The organism is Methanothermobacter sp. EMTCatA1 (assembly GCF_002356395.1).
GTDB lineage: Archaea > Methanobacteriota > Methanobacteria > Methanobacteriales > Methanothermobacteraceae > Methanothermobacter > Methanothermobacter thermautotrophicus.
Map to the genome: position 1 here is coordinate 561,988 of NZ_AP018336.1, position 16,073 is coordinate 578,060.

Sequence of the window (16,073 nt, forward strand, 5' to 3'; positions counted from 1 at the left end):
ACCTCTCCATTAATCTTATCAACCTCAAGTGATAAAAATTTATCTAAATTTCGCAAAAAACTGTGTTAGATCACATTCTAACAAGGATCACACCAGCAACAACCATCATAAGGCCGGCAAGCCTTGTCGCCGTTATGCTCTCATCCAGAAGTAGTGCCGCAACCATCACCGTGAAGATGGGGAAGGCTGCAACCACCGGGACAACCACAGAGGCATCCCCCGATTTGAGGGCGTAGTAGTAGAATAGCTGTCCCAGGAGGGCCGCTGATATCCCATCAAGAGCCAGAAAGAACCATCCCCTGGGACCTGCCTCTGAAAGCGCCTCCGCACCCCCATTGAACATGACCCATATGAGCATGATCATGGTTATCACCGAACTCCTTATGGTTAGGGCAACACCGGGGTTAAGCCCCTCAAGACCTATCTTGCTGAAGACCGGGGCAAGACCGAACATGAGAGCTGCAAGTAGCGCGAAGACAAAGTAGTTCAAAACATCACCTCAGATTAATATATGAAATCAGACCATTAAAGCTATGCAAAGGCAGACCACAAAGACCTACCCACAAAAACAGGCCACCAAACCTTATTTACATGTTAACAGAAATATAGACAGAATCATATCTGTGTGATAAAATGATACTAATCGTTGGCGGAGCAGGATACATCGGGTCACATGTCAATAAATTTCTATCAGAGAGGGGATACGAAACCCTCATCCTTGATAACCTCACAAGGGGCCACAGGGATTTTGTTAAGTGGGGTGAATTCATAGAGGGTAACCTGGGTGATAGGAGACTCCTTGACAGGACCTTTGAAACCCATGACGTGGATGCGGTCATGCACTTCGCAGCATTCACAGATGTCGGTGAATCGGTCCTCAAACCAGGAAGGTACTACCATAACAACGTCGTGAACACCATAAACCTCCTGGATTCCATGGTGGACCATGGCGTCAGGGACTTCATATTTTCATCCACCTGTGCAGTCTACGGGAACCCCATGGAGATACCAATAAGCGAGGAACACCCCCTCAACCCCATAAGCCCCTATGGCAGATCCAAACTCATGGTTGAGGAGATACTGGGGGACTACAGGGATGCCTATGGTCTCAACTATGTCTCGCTCCGCTACTTCAATGCAGCCGGAGCAGACCCTGAAGGAGAGGTGGGGGAGCTTCATAACCCTGAAACGCACCTCATACCCATCGTCCTGGATGTTGCCCTGGGTCTGCGGGACGCCGTGCGGATATTCGGCACAGATTACCCAACACCCGACGGAACATGTGTGAGGGACTACATCCACGTTATGGACCTGGCAGATGCCCACTGGAGGGCGCTCAGATACCTTGAGGGTGGAGAAAGCGGGGTTTTCAACCTTGGAAACGGGAACGGCTTCTCAGTCATGGAGGTTATAGAGACCTGCAGGGAGGTCACAGGTGCCAGTATAAATGCTGTTGAGGATGACAGAAGACCAGGTGATCCACCGGAACTCGTGGGCAGTGCCGGTAGGGCCAGGAGGGTCCTTGGCTGGAGGCCGGAATTCACAGAACTCGAGGATATAATAGAAACCGCATGGAACTGGCATTCAAGGATCAGAGGGGGGATCTCATGATAACCGTCACAGGAGATATAACCGTTGACTGGATACAGTGGTCCGTTAAGGGAGACTCTGATGTCTCAGAATTTAACTGGAAGAACCACCTTGGATTCAAGAGGAAGGCGCTTGAGGGCGGCGCACTCCTCACAGCAAGGATGCTGAAGAACTTTACGGAGGTTAATCACCCATCAATAGGGGATGAGCCAGGCAACACTGACCCCTCAGAGTTCATACACTCCTTCGCGGAACTCAAAGCCACAGGCGATGGTTATCATGTCAAGAAGTTCATGGGTTACACCGGCCCGGACAGCGGTCTTCCATCAATGCCATTCAGTTTAAAGGAACATGAATCCCCCATCATAGTGATCGATGACGCTGGGAACGGGTTCAGGGAGATGGAGGAGCGGTGGCCGTCCCAGATCATGGGTGGAGACCCCCTCATTGTGCTTAAGATGTCATCACCACTGTTCAGAGGCAGCCTCTGGGAGCACCTCCTGGAAGAACATCCAGAGAAGCTAATAGTCATAATAACCGCAGATGACCTCAGGGAGCACGGTGCCAACATAACAAGAAGGCTCTCATGGGAGAGGACCGCAGAGGACTTCATCTGGCAGATGGAGAACAACAGATCACTCGAAGATCTCAGGGACCTCAACGTGGTGGTCCGCATAGGCCTCGAGGGCGCCATAAATTACAACAGGGGGGATGTCAGGCTATTCTACCACCCACAGCTCTTTGAGGGCGACCTTACAGAGAGGGCCCCGGGAAAAATGCAGGGCTGTGGCTCTGCGTTCACTGCAGCATTCACCGCGGCCCTATCAGAGGGTCGTGAGATGGATGAATGCATAAGGCGGGGTATTACAGCCGCTGCCAGACTCCTTGAAAGAGGGTTTTCATCCGAACCTGACTACCCAATATCTGATGTATTCATGAGTGCAGATGATGAGATAGGGGCTGTTGAAATACCTCAACACCCCCGGGGACTCTGGACAATCGCCAGTTCACCCCCACTATTTGACATAGAGTCAGTTTCAAGATACATTGTGATAAACGGTTACAGTAGAAAAAAATGTCCGCTACCTGTTGCCCACTTCGGTAAACTTATAACAGCAGACCGAAGGGAGATCGAGGGTTATCAGAGCATAAGGAACCTGATGGTGGAGTACATGAAAAATGATAACCCTGAGAGACCCCTCTGCATTGGAGTGTTCGGGCCCCCCGGTGCCGGCAAATCCTTCGCAGTGAGCCAGCTTGCCGCAAGTGTTGATCCTGAGCGAATAAAGCACCTAAACTTCAACATATCCCAGTTCAGGTGCGAGGATGATCTTATAGACGCCTTCCACCAGATAAGAGACGCTGTACTTGAGGGTATGGTCCCCCAGGCATTCTTTGATGAATTCGACTCCCCTATCGGCGAGAAAAAACTGGGCTGGGTTAAGTACTTCCTTGCACCGATGCAGGACGGAGAGTTCAGGGAAGGCGACAGCATGCATCCCCTGGGCAAATGCATCCTGGTATTTGCCGGGGGTACGAGCAGCACCTTCCAGGAGTTTGAGTCACAGGACCCTGAGGTTCTGAAGGAGGCCAAGGTCAGGGACTTCATAAGCCGGCTCAGAGGATACGTGAACATCATAGGTCCAGACCCACAGCACAGACGCGACAAGTTTTTCATGCTACGCAGGGCAATACTCCTGAGATCCATGTTCGAAAGGAAGGCTCCCCACCTTTTTGATGCCAGCGGACGCCTTAGAATCGATGAGGGAGTTCTAAACGCTTTCCTTATGATACCTGAATACAGACATGGTGTGAGGTCAATGGAGGCCATACTTGATATGAGCATCCTCCAGGACGTCAGGAAGTTTGAAAAGGCGTCACTTCCCTCTGCAGGTCAGCTGGACCTCCACGTGGACGGCGAGCTATTCCACAGAATGGCAATGGATTAGGTGTGGTACGGAGAGAATACCATGATAGTCAGCTTCGACGAAACAATCCATTAATGGATCAGGTGATATATTGGAGAGAAGAAGAGTTCTAAGACCCGAGGACTACGTTGACAGACTAAAATACCTTAACAGGGTCGCTGATGAATACGCCGAATCAGGTGATCTAAAGAAGACCGCTGACACCCTGTTCAGAATCGGGAGGGAGTACCACAGGATCAGCAGAACAGACCTTGCCATTGAGAGTTACAGGAATGCCCTAGAGCTCTACAGGGAGGTGGATGACCCCCATGAGGCTGATGTTTCACTCTGCATGGGGAGGGCCTATGAGGGTAAGGGCAAACTGAAGAGGGCCGCATGGTTCTACAACCTTGCAGCATCGGGTTTCCGTAAAACAGGGGATCTTAAAAGGGAATCAGATGCTGTACTCTACAGTGCAAGGATCCTCGAGAAGATGGGGAAACACGATGAGGCCCTTGAGGCATACAGAAAGTACAATGAGATCTGCATGAAGAACCAGGACAAAATCAAGGTCCTTGTCGCATATTCAAAGATGAAGGAACTGGAGGCAGAACTCAGGGAAGAGATTTTAAGGTACAACGCCTCCGTACTGCTCCTCTACCTTGCAATTCTCATCATCGCCGAGTATTCGACGACGTTCATAAGCATGAAACTGGGCCTCGTGATTCATGCGTCTCTCCTTTTCGCCCTCTTTATCCATTCGGCCCTATCAAAGAAGAAGATGAAGGTCCTCCTTGCCGCCATGATGATACTGCCACTCATAAGGATCGTGGGGCTTTCAATGCCCCTCGCGGTCATTAAACACCTTTACTGGTATGTTATAATAGCAATACCCCTGTTTGCTGCATCCGCTGCCCTCATGAGGACCCAGAAACTTGGAAGGGATGATGTTGGATTAAATCTTAAAGGTCGGAAGTGGCAGCTGGCTGTTGCACTTACCGGTTTTCCCATGGGTTACATCGAGTACCAGATACTCAGACCCGAAGCACTGATACCCTCGCCCTCAGTTTCAAATCTACTGGTGGGCTTTCTGGTCATGCTTATAGGGACGGGACTGGCAGAGGAGCTCCTCTTCAGGGGGATCCTTCAGAGAAATGCAGAGGACGTTATGGGAAAACTTCCAGGACTTCTGTATGCTTCACTCCTCTTCACAGCCCTTCACGTTGGCTGGAAATCCGGTTACGACCTTATATTTGTTTTCAGTGTCGCCATGATCTATGGGCTGGCTTTCCAGAGAACAAGGAGCATTTCAGGGATAACCGTATCCCACGGCATATCGAATTCCATTCTCTTCCTGATAATGCCCTTCCTCTAATTTTCATTAAAATTCAAAAAAGAAATGGGAGTTCCCTTCAACATTAAAAAATTCAAGAGTCATGGTGCCGGGAGGCTACCGGTAACCATCAATGAGATTCTTCAGATATTCAATTAACTCGGGCCTTATCTCATCATCGTTCATTGCAAACTCAAGGGATGTTTTAAGCCAGTCAACCCTGTTACCAATATCATAGGTCCGTCCCCTGAAAACGCAACCATAGACCTCCTCGAGGCACCTCATGGCATCTGTGAGCTGTATCTCGCCACCAAATCCAGGTGGTACCTCCCTTATGTGGTCAAATATTTCACTCTCAAGGACGTACCTGCCCATTATGGCAAGGTTTGAAGGCGCCTCAGTTACAGGTGGCTTCTCAACCATATCCCTTATGCTGTAGATTCCCTCTGAGACCTCTTCACCATCTATGATACCGTATCGCTCCACCTTATCCCTGGGGACCTCCTCCACTGCAATTGCAGATGCCCCGTACCTCTCATATATATCCATTAACTGGCGCGTGCAGGGGACCCCTGATGATGTTATGGTGTCCCCAAGGAGAACAGCGAAGGCGTCCTCACCGTCTATATGTTTCCTTGCACAGTATATTGCATCCCCGAGGCCCTTCTGCTCCTTCTGTCTCACGAAGTAGATGTCTGCAAGGTCTGAAATCGCCTCAACCTCGTCAAGGTAATTCATCTTGTTATTCTTTCTCAGGAAGTATTCAAGTTCAAATGAACGGTCAAAGTGGTCCTCAATCGACCTCTTACCCTTACCTGTTATTATGAGTATATCATCTATACCCGAGGCTACTGCCTCCTCAACAACGTACTGTATTGTTGGCTTGTCAAAGACCGGTAGCATCTCCTTGGGCTGTGCCTTGGTTGCAGGCAGAAAACGGGTCCCAAGGCCAGCTGCTGGTATAACTGCCTTCATAGAAAAAAAACCTCCGTTACTTAAAAAAAATAAAAAAAGGTTTTAACCACCCGCTGCAAGAGTACATAGAACTGGAGGTGCAAGCTGTGTTATTGTAACCGTCCCATCAGCATTCACTGTTATGAGAAGCTCGACGTATATTGATTTTATACCCTTGAGGAATTCAGCGCCCCTTGCATTGTCCTGTGTGACGTTGATCTGGTTTGAAGTTATGGTGGATGCCGGGTAGAATGCGTGTGATGCTGTAAGAAGGTATGCATTTGTTTCGTCATCGATTTTGTCCTGGCTACCTCCATTTACTGTCATGTTGATGGTGGCGTTTCCTGTTTTGTTACCATGTGGATCGATCCACATCTTCAGTGTAAATGTTGTTCCGGCAGGTAATGATCCATTGTAGCCAAGTTCCTTTGATAGATCCGCTGTGACCCTTCCATTTGGCTGAAGCCATGAATCCATGTATATGTTCGTTAGTGAGCCATCAGCCTTTGATACGTTCTCTATAACCGCAACCGCATGTACCTGATGGTCAGTGGCATGGTTGTCGAATGCAAGGAGTGTTGCGCCTGCTACAGGGGGTGTGACTGTCTGTTTTCCCATCATGAGGGCCGCGGCTCCCACTATGATGATTATAACCACTATGGCCAGTATTAAAGCATTTCTGTTCATCCTTTACCCCCTTTAGACAATTGTCAGAACCCTGTATATCACTATCGCTGCAAACACTATCAGCAGTGGCAGAATTGCCACGTTGGAACCGGATACCAGTGCCTTTAATGTTTCGTTTCCTGTTTCATCGGAGCTGAGCACCTCCTTAACAGCCAGGAAACCAATAAGTGCAATTACTGCTATTATGCTGTATGTCATGACATCTGCGGTTGTCACCGTGGTGGTAGTTGTTGTTGTGACTGTCGAAATCATTTCTAACCTCCAGTTGTTTTTTTTATCTTGATGACTAATAAAGTTTTCTGTACATTTAATAACAGCTCTTAAAACATTCATGGAATTTCAAGACCAAATTTTTCTGAGACCAGCTTCAGGAAGAGATCCCTTCCCATGCCCTGAATCCTGATTGTCTTCTGACGGCTCTTCTGCCCTGACACTATCTCAACATCCCTTCCAAAGGTCTCTGAGAATTCCTTTATTATCTCCCTGTTTGCCTTCCCTTTCTGGGGGGGTGAATGGATCTTCACCTCAATCCTCTTCCGCCATTCATTGTAGGATGGGATCCCAAATTTTCCCGATGCAGGTGATACCTCAATGTTCACAAGAAGGTCATCACCCACCTCCCTAAGACAGTCCATAGTGATCACCCGTCAGGTCGCTAATAACTGAGAATTCAGCTTTCAGCCTATCGGTATATCCTTTCATCTGCATAAATATGATGGCACCAGCAGGTCCCGTTTCATGGCAGATGTCTGAACTACCGCAAACTTTAAATAGTAAAATGTAGATACTTTGTTTCACTCCCCGATCAGCACTGATTTTCCCATGCAGGGGTGGTCGAGCGGTCAAAGGCGCTAGGTTGAGGGCCTAGTGGGGGAGTCCCTTCGCGGGTTCGAATCCCGTCCCCTGCACTTCTATTTCATCAATTTTCAGTAGGCAATAAACTTCAAAGTTTTTTTAATAGTAAGATTCAAAACTGTAGTGAATCTCATGTTCTCAATGGCTTCCATCAAGTATAGATAACGCAGAATTAATATTCGACTATTATCTCAACCGTGAGTTCCCTGCCCTCCCTCAGATCCCTCACAAGATTCTCATCAAGATCACATGCCGCCTTATCAGCCCGTATCATCAGCGTCCTGCTGCAGATGTAATCACTCTTCCTGCACACTATATCTGTTGGATGGTCAAGGGTAAGTTCAGGGTGCCCGTAGCCCCTTATCTCATCATAACCATTCTCTGTCCTCAGTATAACCCTGACCAGTGATGATTCACGTGCTATGGCCCTCTTCATCTCATCAGGAAGTGTTGATATGGAATCAGATGATGAAACACCTATTATGCAGTCTGCTGTTTCACCTATCTCAGGGTCCACAGTGACCTCAAAGGTTGTCCTGTGGCCTGCTGTGACATTGGGATGTCCCCTTGCCCTCAGAGTATATCTCAACACTCCCATTGGATCACCATGGAAAATTGGGTTTCTGCAGGGCCCAAAAAAAGAGTTTGGCTGGCAAAAAATCTACTCTGCCTTCGTACCTCCCCAGAGAGCTACAAGCCCGATAATTATTTTAAGGGCAGCGTGCCATGCCGGGTCCTTGAGAGCCGGGAACGGAATCCCAAGGTAACCCAGTATACCCATCAGTACCAGTATTATACCAATTATGTAAAGCAACCATTTTGCCACTGCCATGGTATCACCCCCACTGGTAATGGTACCCTGCAGAAACCAGAATTAATATTAAATTGTGATGGATATAAATTTTACTAAAAGTTTCTTGCTGTGATAATAACCATTCGATTTATTACCTGAAATGAGTGTACATCTCTTAAATTAGTAAATGTTCAGCTAAGATTATTATACATGATGTACAGAAGATATGCACCTATGAAAACCGTTAAATCAGGAAATGATGCTGATGAAGGGAACATACTGTCTCATTATAAACTGCAGAGGGACTGAGAGGAGGATCGGAAGCCTTGGAACCGTAAGGTTCCCTCCAGGCTTCTATGTATATGTTGGTTCCGGCTTCAGCTCCCTTGAGGCAAGGATAAAAAGACACCTCAGCTCCGAGAAAAGGAGGAGGTGGCACATAGACCACTTCCTGGACGGTGCAGAGGTTGAATGTGTCCTCTACACAACAGATAAAAGAAGACTTGAATGTGCAGTTTCAGAGAAGCTCCATGGCAAAAAATCTGTCAGGGGCTTCGGCTGTTCAGACTGCAGGTGTAAATCACACCTGCATCACTTCAAAAATAAAAATGATGCCACCGAATCTGTAAAGAGGGCCTTCAGGGAACTGGGAGCTGAGGTCCATGAATGGGGGATATGACTATCCCCTCAGGAGTTTAACCCCTGCAGCCATCATCACGGCCCCAAAGATTAACTTAAGGGTTGCGTGCCATTGGGGCTCAGTTCCAAGGGCACCGGATGGGTCGAGTGCCCATACAGCCATAATCACTATCAGAAATCCAGCTGCCAGATGGAATACTCCAAGCTGCTCAAACCTCTCCATAACCATATCCTCCATCAGAGACCATGAAAGACCAACCTGTGATAGGATGAATCTCAGGAACCACCATTAACCCTCAACCCTGAATTTTCAACAACCCGGAACCAATCATGAATCCGAGGAACCACCTTCATTAACCATCAACCCTGAATTTTCTGAAGAATTCCTCAAACTCCTCCTGATCCATTGGTTCGGGTACCGTGAATTCAGTGTTCCTGTAGATATCCTCCGCGAGTTTCCTGTAAACAGAGGCCTGTTCAGACTCAGGGAACCGTTCTATGACAGTCCTGGCCTCAAGCTCACTCTCCTGGACAAGATGGCTTCTGGGAACAGCTCCAATCAGCCTTGAACCTATCCTTGAAGCAAATTCAGATACGATCTCCACCTCATCCCTGATGCCCCTGCAGTTACATATGACACCTCCAAGTTTACCCTTGAGCTTCCTTATGCCCCGTGCAATGTTGTTGGCTGCGTAAAGGGACATGTACTCCCCGGACGTAACTATGTAGACCTCATCTGCAAAGTCCTCCCTCAGGGGAACTGCGAAGCCTCCGCAGACAACGTCACCAAGGACATCATAGATAACGACATCAATGTCCTCCCGGAATACTCCAAGCCTTTCCAGGAGGTTCATTGCAACTATGACGCCCCTCCCGGCACACCCCACACCTGGTTCAGGGCCACCTGATTCAACGCACCTTACACCCCCAAATCCTGTGTGTATTACCTCAGAAACATCGGGTTCTCTGTTCTCCTTCAGCACATCCAGAACCGCGGGGAGCCTCTCACCATAGAGGGTCCTTGTGGTATCTGCCTTGGGGTCACATCCTATCACAAGGACCCTGTGCTCCGATGAGTAAGCCGCCGCCATGTTTGAGACGATGGTGGATTTACCTATACCTCCCTTACCATAGATGGCTATCCTCTTCATTGATACACCACTGAGCGATCACTTAACAAAGGCCCCTATTATATCTCCCCTCGTTATTATCCCGGCCAGCCTGCCATCCTCATCAACCACTGGCAGTCTCTTGATGTCATGCCTTTCCATGAGCTCAGCTGCATCTGAGACCGAGGCGCGTGGGGGCACGGTTACAACCTTAGGGGTCATTATCTCCTCCACGCGCATGACCGCCGCCTTCCTTATACCCCTCGCTATCTCATCATATTCGTGTTTCATGCGGAGGGGGAGTTCAAGGAGGTCCAGTGGTGAGGGCATGATGAGGTTAAGGCTGGGGGAGTGGACCTCTATGAGCCTCATTATATCTCCCTCACTGATGATACCCACAAGTTTCCCGTCCTCGTCCACAACCGGGGCACCGCTTATCCTGTTCTCCCTGAGTACCCTTGCCGCCTCATGGATACTGCTGGTCCTCTTAACGGTTATAACATCGCTCTGCATAGCATCCTTTACCCTTATCATCTGTTCACCCATCTTTAATATGTGGACCATCACTTTTAAAAATAACAGTCCCCCTCCACATACTAACCTGGAAAGATGATGTTTAGGAGGCCAGAAAAAAAGGAACAACTGGAACATCGAAGGTGGGTTTTCAGAAACCGGGTTCTCAGGAATCAGACCTCTTAACCCTCCTGTAGACAAGATCCCCTGGCCGGACCCTGTCCTCAACAAGGAGCCCAACCTCCCCACCTTCAGCCACCTCTACCGATTCCCCCTCTATCTGGAGGGACTTAACACGCTGTATGAGGGCCCCGGTGGTTTTTCCCTGGATTATAACCTCATCACCCACCCTGAGGGGTCTCCATAGTCGTAGCCTTGCTGCACCGACCTTCCTGTAATAATTAACTACCTCTCCAATGTCCTCCTTGATGTATTCGGATATGTTTCCACTGCTACCGTTCTCAGGTTCGCTGAAATAGAATCCCGTGCTGAAGCCCCTGTTGAAGACCTTTCGAAGTTCACTGAGCCAGCGCTCCTCAAATCTCCACTCACCACTGAGGTACCTGTCCAGGGCCTCCCTGTAGACACCTGTCACCGTTGCAACGTAATCAGCAGGGCGCCCTCGGCCCTCAATTTTAAGTGCATGGACCCCTGCATCAACAAGTTCAGGTATGTGCTCGATCATGCAGAGATCCGCGGGACTCAGGAGGTAGCTCCTTACAGCCTCTGAAGCTGACACCTCAAGGTCGAATTCACCGTCCTCTGATACCAGTCTCCAGCTCTTCCTGCAGGGCTGCAGGCAGTCACCACAGTTTGCACTTCTGCCATAGAGGTAGGAACTCAGGTAGCACCTCCCTGAGATGGCGGTGCAGAGGGCTCCGTGAACAAAGACCTCAACCTCAACCGGTGAAGCCGACGCAATCCCTGCGATTTCTCTGAGGGACAGTTCCCTTGAGAGTATAGCCCTTGAGACCCCCATGTCCCTGAGTATGGTGAGTGTACGGGTGTTTGTAATGTTTGCCTGTACACTTACATGGACATCCAGACCGCATTCAGCTGCAAGGTCCACCGCTGCAAGGTCAGAGGCTATGACAGCATCAACACCTGCGGAGTGGAGTTCCGGAAAGATATTCTTGAGCCTCTCAACATCATCATCCCTGAGGGCCGTGTTGGTGCAGACATACAGCCTTGAGCCGTGGTCGTGGGCCCTCTCCACAGCCTCTGCAACCTCACTTACCCTGAAATTATCTGCCCGCGCCCTCATGTTGCAGCCCTCGAGTCCAATGTAGACTGCATCCGCCCCTGACCTGAGGGCTGCCATGAGGGAAGAAAAGTCTCCGGCCGGTGATAGGAGTTCAGGCATCTCAATCACTGAAAAACAATCCTTAATTTTATACAACAATGAAAATCTGCAGCCAGGGCCCCATCACCTGGAGCAGGACCTCATGGCCTCATATTCACTTATGTCAGATGGTAGGGGTGTGGGGTAGTCCCCATCAAGGCATCCCGTGCACAGGAATCCCTTCTTTATACCTATGCACTCCACCAGGGACTCGATGCTGAGGTAGCCCAGGGAATCAACACCTATTATCCTCCTTATCTCCTCAACGTTCCTGCTGGATGCTATGAGCTCCTTCTTTGTTGCCATTGCTATGCCATAGTAGCATGGGGACTTTATTGGTGGGCAACCTATCCTCAGATGTATCTCCTCTGCCCCGGCATCCCTTATGATGTCAATGAGTGCCCTTGAGGTTGTCCCCCTCACTATACTGTCATCGATGAGTACTATGCGTTTACCCTCAAGTTCGGACCTTATGGGGTTCATCTTGAGTTTAACCGCTGTTTCACGTTCCTCCTGGGTCGGCATTATAAATGTACGGCCCACGTACCTGTTCTTTATCAGGCCCTCACCGTAGGGTATCCCTGAGGCCCTTGAGTATCCTATGGCCGCCGGGATGGATGAGTCAGGTACGGGTACAACCACGTCTGCGTTGGCCGGGTGCTCCCTGTAGAGGGCCTCCCCAATATTGAGGCGGACCCTGTATACGTTGCGCCCGTCGATTACACTGTCCGGCCTTGCGAAGTAGACGTACTCAAACATGCAGTGGGCCCTCCTGGTGTTGGGGGCGTTTGCAACCCAGTAGGATTTGCCCCGGTTCAGGTGGAGTATCTCACCGGGCTGGACGTCCCTTACATGCTCGGCACCTATGACATCAAAGGCCACGGTCTCCGAGGCCACGATCTGGGTGCTGCCCTTCCTTGCAAAGGCCAGTGGTTTTATACCCACAGGGTCCCTGACGACATAGAGGTCCTGGTTCAGAAGCACCACCAGGGAATATGATCCCACCAGCTGCTCTGAAACCCTCTTTATGGCGTATATCATGTTCGGTTTCTCATCGTATTCCCTGCTGAGGAGGTGGCAGATGACCTCTGAGTCCGTCGTTGAGACAAAGCTGTGACCCTCCTCTTCGAGTTCCTCGCGGAGTTCCATGGAGTTTATGATGTCTCCATTATGGGCTATTGCAATTTTACCTCCCTGAAATTCGCTCCAGAATGGCTGAGAATTCTCAATCCTTGATTCGCCTGTGGTTGAGTAGCGCACGTGTCCTATCCCGACGTTCCCCTTAAGTTCCTCTAGCTTCTCAGGATTGAAGACGTCGCAGACCAGCCCCATTCCCCTGTGTGTCAGTATATCGTTCCCATTGAATGTTGAGATCCCTGCAGACTCCTGTCCCCTGTGCTGCAGTGCGTAGAGCGCATAATATATCTGGGAGGCCACACCGGTTTTCTTATCCTGTGAGTAAATCCCTACAATACCGCATTTATCTCTCACTTCAGATTCTCCCAACAAGAAGGTTTATCCACGTTAGGACGATTCTTCATCTTTTTCGGTGAATACCAGGGCCGATTTTATTATCCGGAGCCACTCCACCGCATCTTCCCGTGAAGGCGCCGCTATTGAGCCCTGTCCAAGGATTATACCCTCGGGTTTAATGTGATCGGTTACAAAATAAATCCTCTCAAGGTCATCGGGTTCCTCTCCAAAGGTTTCCCTCCAGAGGTCCGTGATTGAGAAGGTCTCAAGAAGTTCCTTATCTTCAAGTTCAGAAAAACGAGTTTCGAGTTTGGAGTACTCTCCCTCCAGGAGGCGGAATTTCTCCTCAAGCTGACTCAGCTCCCCCCTGAGGGATTCTATCCTTTCATTACCTGCCTCAACTTCACCCTGCAGCCGGGTATTCTCATCCCTCAGTGCAGTGTTTTCGGCAACTGTCTCATCCAGCTTCTCCCGGCACTCTTCAAGCCTCTCCTTCATGTCACTGAGGCTCCTTATGCCTGTGAGTGTCTGGAGTCCGGCCCTTATGATGGCGTTTTCTATTTCCTCCCTTATGAGGTCCGGGTCAAGGTATTCCACGTCATGACCGTAGGGGAGTTTCATCCGTTCAATGTGCCCAACATGACCCCTGAGTGCTTCCCTGAACTTATCTGCAAGTTCCCTGCCTGTCTGGTCAACATCCGTTGCGATCAGGACAATGTCAGCACCCTCAACGGCCCTGAGGGCGATCTCAAGGCTTGTTGTTGGGACTATGGATGATATGGTTATGTGGTATTTGGCGCCGAGGGACACCCTCTGAAGCGCCCTCGAGACGCTTTCAACATCGGAGGCTCCCTCAACAATTATCCGCACATCAACAGGGCCTTTATTATCCATTTATTTCAACCTTTGGCCTGTAATTTTTTTGTTCTGCCAGCTGTAGCGCCTTATTCTGCGGGATCTGCCGAAACCGCATGCAGCGCAGACCTTTTTACGTACATGATACGAGTTTTTACCGCATCTCCTGCATCTTATATGGAGATTCTTGTTACGCTTACCAAATGATGGAGTACCTTTCATGTTCTAATCCTCCTTAAAATCAGTTAATCTGTAAAGTTGATCCACTCTTCCCCTTACAATTAAATCTACGGGGATATGTACACTATGTTATCTCCACGTATAAGGACGGTTCCAAGTCTTCTTGTGACCTCTCCATCCTCCAGCTCCTCTGCATCATTCAGCACGAGGTTCATGTGGAGATCGAAGCTCTTTAGAACTCCCCTGAACTCCCTGTCACCCTTGAGTTTTATGATCACAGGGGAATTCAGTGAATTGCCAAGGGCATCGAGTGGTCTCTGTACGTTAACTCTCTGTGAACTCACATCTATCACCTATCCTAGATTAAAATTTAGCCGGATTATATTTAAATCTAACTAACGAGCTGAAAATCTTCCAATTAGATACTTCATTTTTCTATTCTACTAATATATAAGTTTTCTTGCACTGCGGTGCCTCTTCGAATCCATTCCATGGTCTGCCCTGGGATCCCTCATCCATGAGAAATGCATGTGGTGCACGTAAAGTAGTTTAGAAATGAGCTATAGATATACTTGCAGAAGAGTTTAAATGATTCAATGATGGTAAAGCAGATTAAGGAACATGCTGCAGACCATTCATAAAATGAACAGGGTGTGACTGTGAAGATCAGGAAGAGGTACCATATAAAGAAGAAGAAGCTCAAGGAGATACGGGGGCAGATTGGAGACTACTCCTCCCTGATACCTGAAAAGGCCACGGTTGAAATCATTGAGACTGATGATAACAACATCATACTGGTTAATGGGGAGCCACTCCTCATGTTCATTGACGACAGGGTTGTCCCGACCCTGAGGGGCGCCCTGAAGATGGAAATAGATAGGGGATATGTGGTCGTTGACATGGGGGCCGTCAGGTTCCTTGCAAACGGGGCCGATGTCATGAGCCCCGGTATAGTTGACGCCGACCCTGAGATATCTGAGAACGACACCGTCGTTGTGGTGGATGAGAGAAATCGCAGACCCCTTGCAGTGGGTATAAGCCTCATAAGTGGACCTGAAATGGTTGAAAGAGATTCAGGAAAGGCTGTTAAGACCATCCACCACATCGGAGATGCCATCTGGGAACTGGAGGTCTAGTGTTGGTTGAGCTGAACCTCGACGCCGGGAACATAATCTCAGAGGATGTCCACAGGATCGGGATACTGGCTGTGGGGTCACACCTCGAGAACCATGGCCCGGCACTCCCCATCGACACCGATGCAAAGATAGCATCCTACGTGGCCCTTGAGGCAGCCCTGAGGACCGGGGCCAGGTTCCTGGGGGTGCTCTATGCCGCCTCAGAGTTTCCCTACGTTAAACACGGCATACACATGGACAGGGATGAACTTGTTGAGAGGGAACTGAAACCTGTCCTGAGGAAGGCCAGAAGGCTTCTAAACCTTGAGGCCGCTGTAATTGTAAACGGTCACGGAGGGAACAAACTGGAGGACTGTATGGACGACCTCGAAGAGGAACTGGGCCTTGAAATCGCCTGGAACAACCGGATAGTTGAGATTGAGGGACCGCACGCAGGTAGCGGTGAACTATCCGCAGGTCTCATACTCGGTATCGCGGATCTGAGGCGCCTTGATGAATGCATACCTGAACTCTACCCTGAAATTGGAATGATAGGTCTGAAGGAGGCCCGTGAAGCCAACAGAGAAATAGATAAGGCTGCAAGGATATGTGAAAGGGATGGTGTGAACCCCGACCCTGTTCTGGGCCAGAGAATACTTGATGATGCCGTTGAAAGTGTTATATCAGATGTGAAAGAGCTCCTGAAGATTATACAGGAATTTTAGCAT

At 49.2% G+C, this 16,073-nt stretch carries 21 protein-coding genes and 1 tRNA gene; 7 read left to right on the forward strand and 15 right to left on the reverse strand.

What is annotated here, in order from left to right:
* Positions 1 to 70: 70 nt before the first annotated feature.
* Positions 71 to 490 (reverse strand): EamA family transporter, encoded by a 420-nt coding sequence (locus tca_RS02950; RefSeq protein WP_269889795.1) that lies wholly within the window; start codon positions 488 to 490, stop codon positions 71 to 73.
* Between the two features lie 143 nt (positions 491 to 633).
* Between tca_RS02950 and galE the strand changes: the two genes are divergently transcribed.
* The 3 genes from galE to tca_RS02965 all read left to right on the forward strand — a co-directional run bounded on the left by galE (position 634) and on the right by tca_RS02965 (position 4,872).
* Complete coding sequence (gene galE / locus tca_RS02955) at positions 634 to 1,611, forward strand: UDP-glucose 4-epimerase GalE (protein WP_010876270.1); 978 nt, start codon at positions 634 to 636, stop codon at positions 1,609 to 1,611.
* Positions 1,608 to 3,539 carry a hypothetical protein gene (locus tca_RS02960; protein ID WP_048176557.1) on the forward strand — a complete coding sequence of 644 codons (1,932 nt, stop codon included), beginning with the start codon at positions 1,608 to 1,610 and terminating at the stop codon, positions 3,537 to 3,539. The genes galE and tca_RS02960 overlap by 4 nt, the downstream gene beginning before the upstream one ends.
* 70 nt (positions 3,540 to 3,609) lie before the next feature.
* On the forward strand, positions 3,610 to 4,872 hold the full coding sequence (locus tca_RS02965; protein ID WP_010876272.1) for a CPBP family intramembrane glutamic endopeptidase: 1,263 nt from the start codon (positions 3,610 to 3,612) through the stop codon (positions 4,870 to 4,872).
* Positions 4,873 to 4,947: 75 nt separating this feature from the next.
* Here the strand turns inward: tca_RS02965 and galU are convergent, their stop codons facing one another.
* From galU to tca_RS02985, 4 genes are all read right to left on the reverse strand, one after another.
* Positions 4,948 to 5,805, reverse strand: coding sequence for a UTP--glucose-1-phosphate uridylyltransferase GalU (gene galU, locus tca_RS02970; protein ID WP_010876273.1), 858 nt, complete (start codon positions 5,803 to 5,805; stop codon positions 4,948 to 4,950).
* Positions 5,806 to 5,847: 42 nt separating this feature from the next.
* Positions 5,848 to 6,471, reverse strand: a complete 624-nt coding sequence (locus tca_RS02975; RefSeq protein WP_010876274.1) for a hypothetical protein — start codon at positions 6,469 to 6,471, stop codon at positions 5,848 to 5,850.
* Between the two features lie 12 nt (positions 6,472 to 6,483).
* On the reverse strand, positions 6,484 to 6,723 hold the full coding sequence (locus tca_RS02980; protein WP_048060862.1) for a hypothetical protein: 240 nt from the start codon (positions 6,721 to 6,723) through the stop codon (positions 6,484 to 6,486).
* A gap of 77 nt (positions 6,724 to 6,800) precedes the next feature.
* A complete protein-coding gene (locus tca_RS02985; RefSeq protein ID WP_048060863.1) occupies positions 6,801 to 7,106 on the reverse strand; it encodes a DUF167 domain-containing protein in 306 nt (101 codons plus the stop codon).
* A 189-nt stretch (positions 7,107 to 7,295) separates the two neighbouring features.
* Here tca_RS02985 and tca_RS02990 point away from each other — a divergent pair.
* A tRNA-Leu gene (locus tag tca_RS02990) sits at positions 7,296 to 7,379 on the forward strand.
* A 119-nt stretch (positions 7,380 to 7,498) separates the two neighbouring features.
* Here tca_RS02990 and tca_RS02995 read toward each other — a convergent pair.
* Positions 7,499 to 7,915, reverse strand: coding sequence for a DUF371 domain-containing protein (locus tca_RS02995; protein WP_269899813.1), 417 nt, complete (start codon positions 7,913 to 7,915; stop codon positions 7,499 to 7,501).
* A 72-nt stretch (positions 7,916 to 7,987) separates the two neighbouring features.
* Positions 7,988 to 8,158, reverse strand: coding sequence for a hypothetical protein (locus tag tca_RS03000; RefSeq protein ID WP_173402627.1), 171 nt, complete (start codon positions 8,156 to 8,158; stop codon positions 7,988 to 7,990).
* 226 nt (positions 8,159 to 8,384) lie between these two features.
* Between tca_RS03000 and tca_RS03005 the strand changes: the two genes are divergently transcribed.
* Positions 8,385 to 8,798, forward strand: coding sequence for a DUF123 domain-containing protein (locus tca_RS03005; RefSeq protein WP_048176558.1), 414 nt, complete (start codon positions 8,385 to 8,387; stop codon positions 8,796 to 8,798).
* On the opposite strand, the gene tca_RS03010 is transcribed toward tca_RS03005, so the two are convergent.
* From tca_RS03010 to tca_RS03045, 8 genes are all read right to left on the reverse strand, one after another.
* A complete protein-coding gene (locus tag tca_RS03010) occupies positions 8,799 to 8,981 on the reverse strand; it encodes a hypothetical protein (RefSeq protein ID WP_048175425.1) in 183 nt (60 codons plus the stop codon).
* Between the two features lie 130 nt (positions 8,982 to 9,111).
* A complete protein-coding gene (gene cfbC / locus tca_RS03015) occupies positions 9,112 to 9,909 on the reverse strand; it encodes a Ni-sirohydrochlorin a,c-diamide reductive cyclase ATP-dependent reductase subunit (RefSeq protein ID WP_048175426.1) in 798 nt (265 codons plus the stop codon).
* An 18-nt stretch (positions 9,910 to 9,927) separates the two neighbouring features.
* Positions 9,928 to 10,401 (reverse strand): CBS domain-containing protein, encoded by a 474-nt coding sequence (locus tca_RS03020; RefSeq protein ID WP_048176560.1) that lies wholly within the window; start codon positions 10,399 to 10,401, stop codon positions 9,928 to 9,930.
* A 145-nt stretch (positions 10,402 to 10,546) separates the two neighbouring features.
* A complete protein-coding gene (locus tag tca_RS03025; RefSeq protein WP_048175427.1) occupies positions 10,547 to 11,743 on the reverse strand; it encodes a peptidase U32 family protein in 1,197 nt (398 codons plus the stop codon).
* Between the two features lie 63 nt (positions 11,744 to 11,806).
* Positions 11,807 to 13,213, reverse strand: coding sequence for an amidophosphoribosyltransferase (purF, locus tag tca_RS03030; protein WP_048175428.1), 1,407 nt, complete (start codon positions 13,211 to 13,213; stop codon positions 11,807 to 11,809).
* A gap of 33 nt (positions 13,214 to 13,246) precedes the next feature.
* Positions 13,247 to 14,089: a toprim domain-containing protein gene (locus tag tca_RS03035; protein WP_010876285.1), complete on the reverse strand. Its 843-nt coding sequence runs from the start codon at positions 14,087 to 14,089 to the stop codon at positions 13,247 to 13,249.
* Positions 14,090 to 14,272: a 50S ribosomal protein L37e gene (locus tca_RS03040; protein WP_010876286.1), complete on the reverse strand. Its 183-nt coding sequence runs from the start codon at positions 14,270 to 14,272 to the stop codon at positions 14,090 to 14,092. It lies immediately after the preceding gene.
* A gap of 65 nt (positions 14,273 to 14,337) precedes the next feature.
* The gene (locus tca_RS03045) at positions 14,338 to 14,574 is read right to left on the reverse strand and encodes an LSm family protein (RefSeq protein WP_013295846.1); all 237 of its coding nucleotides are present in this window, start codon (positions 14,572 to 14,574) and stop codon (positions 14,338 to 14,340) included.
* A gap of 309 nt (positions 14,575 to 14,883) precedes the next feature.
* Between tca_RS03045 and tca_RS03050 the strand changes: the two genes are divergently transcribed.
* Both tca_RS03050 and arfB read left to right on the forward strand, forming a co-directional pair.
* Positions 14,884 to 15,366: a DUF1947 domain-containing protein gene (locus tag tca_RS03050; RefSeq protein ID WP_173402628.1), complete on the forward strand. Its 483-nt coding sequence runs from the start codon at positions 14,884 to 14,886 to the stop codon at positions 15,364 to 15,366.
* Positions 15,366 to 16,070 (forward strand): 2-amino-5-formylamino-6-ribosylaminopyrimidin-4(3H)-one 5'-monophosphate deformylase, encoded by a 705-nt coding sequence (gene arfB / locus tca_RS03055; protein WP_010876289.1) that lies wholly within the window; start codon positions 15,366 to 15,368, stop codon positions 16,068 to 16,070. Before tca_RS03050 ends, arfB begins: the two co-directional genes overlap by 1 nt.
* Positions 16,071 to 16,073 lie beyond the last annotated feature (3 nt).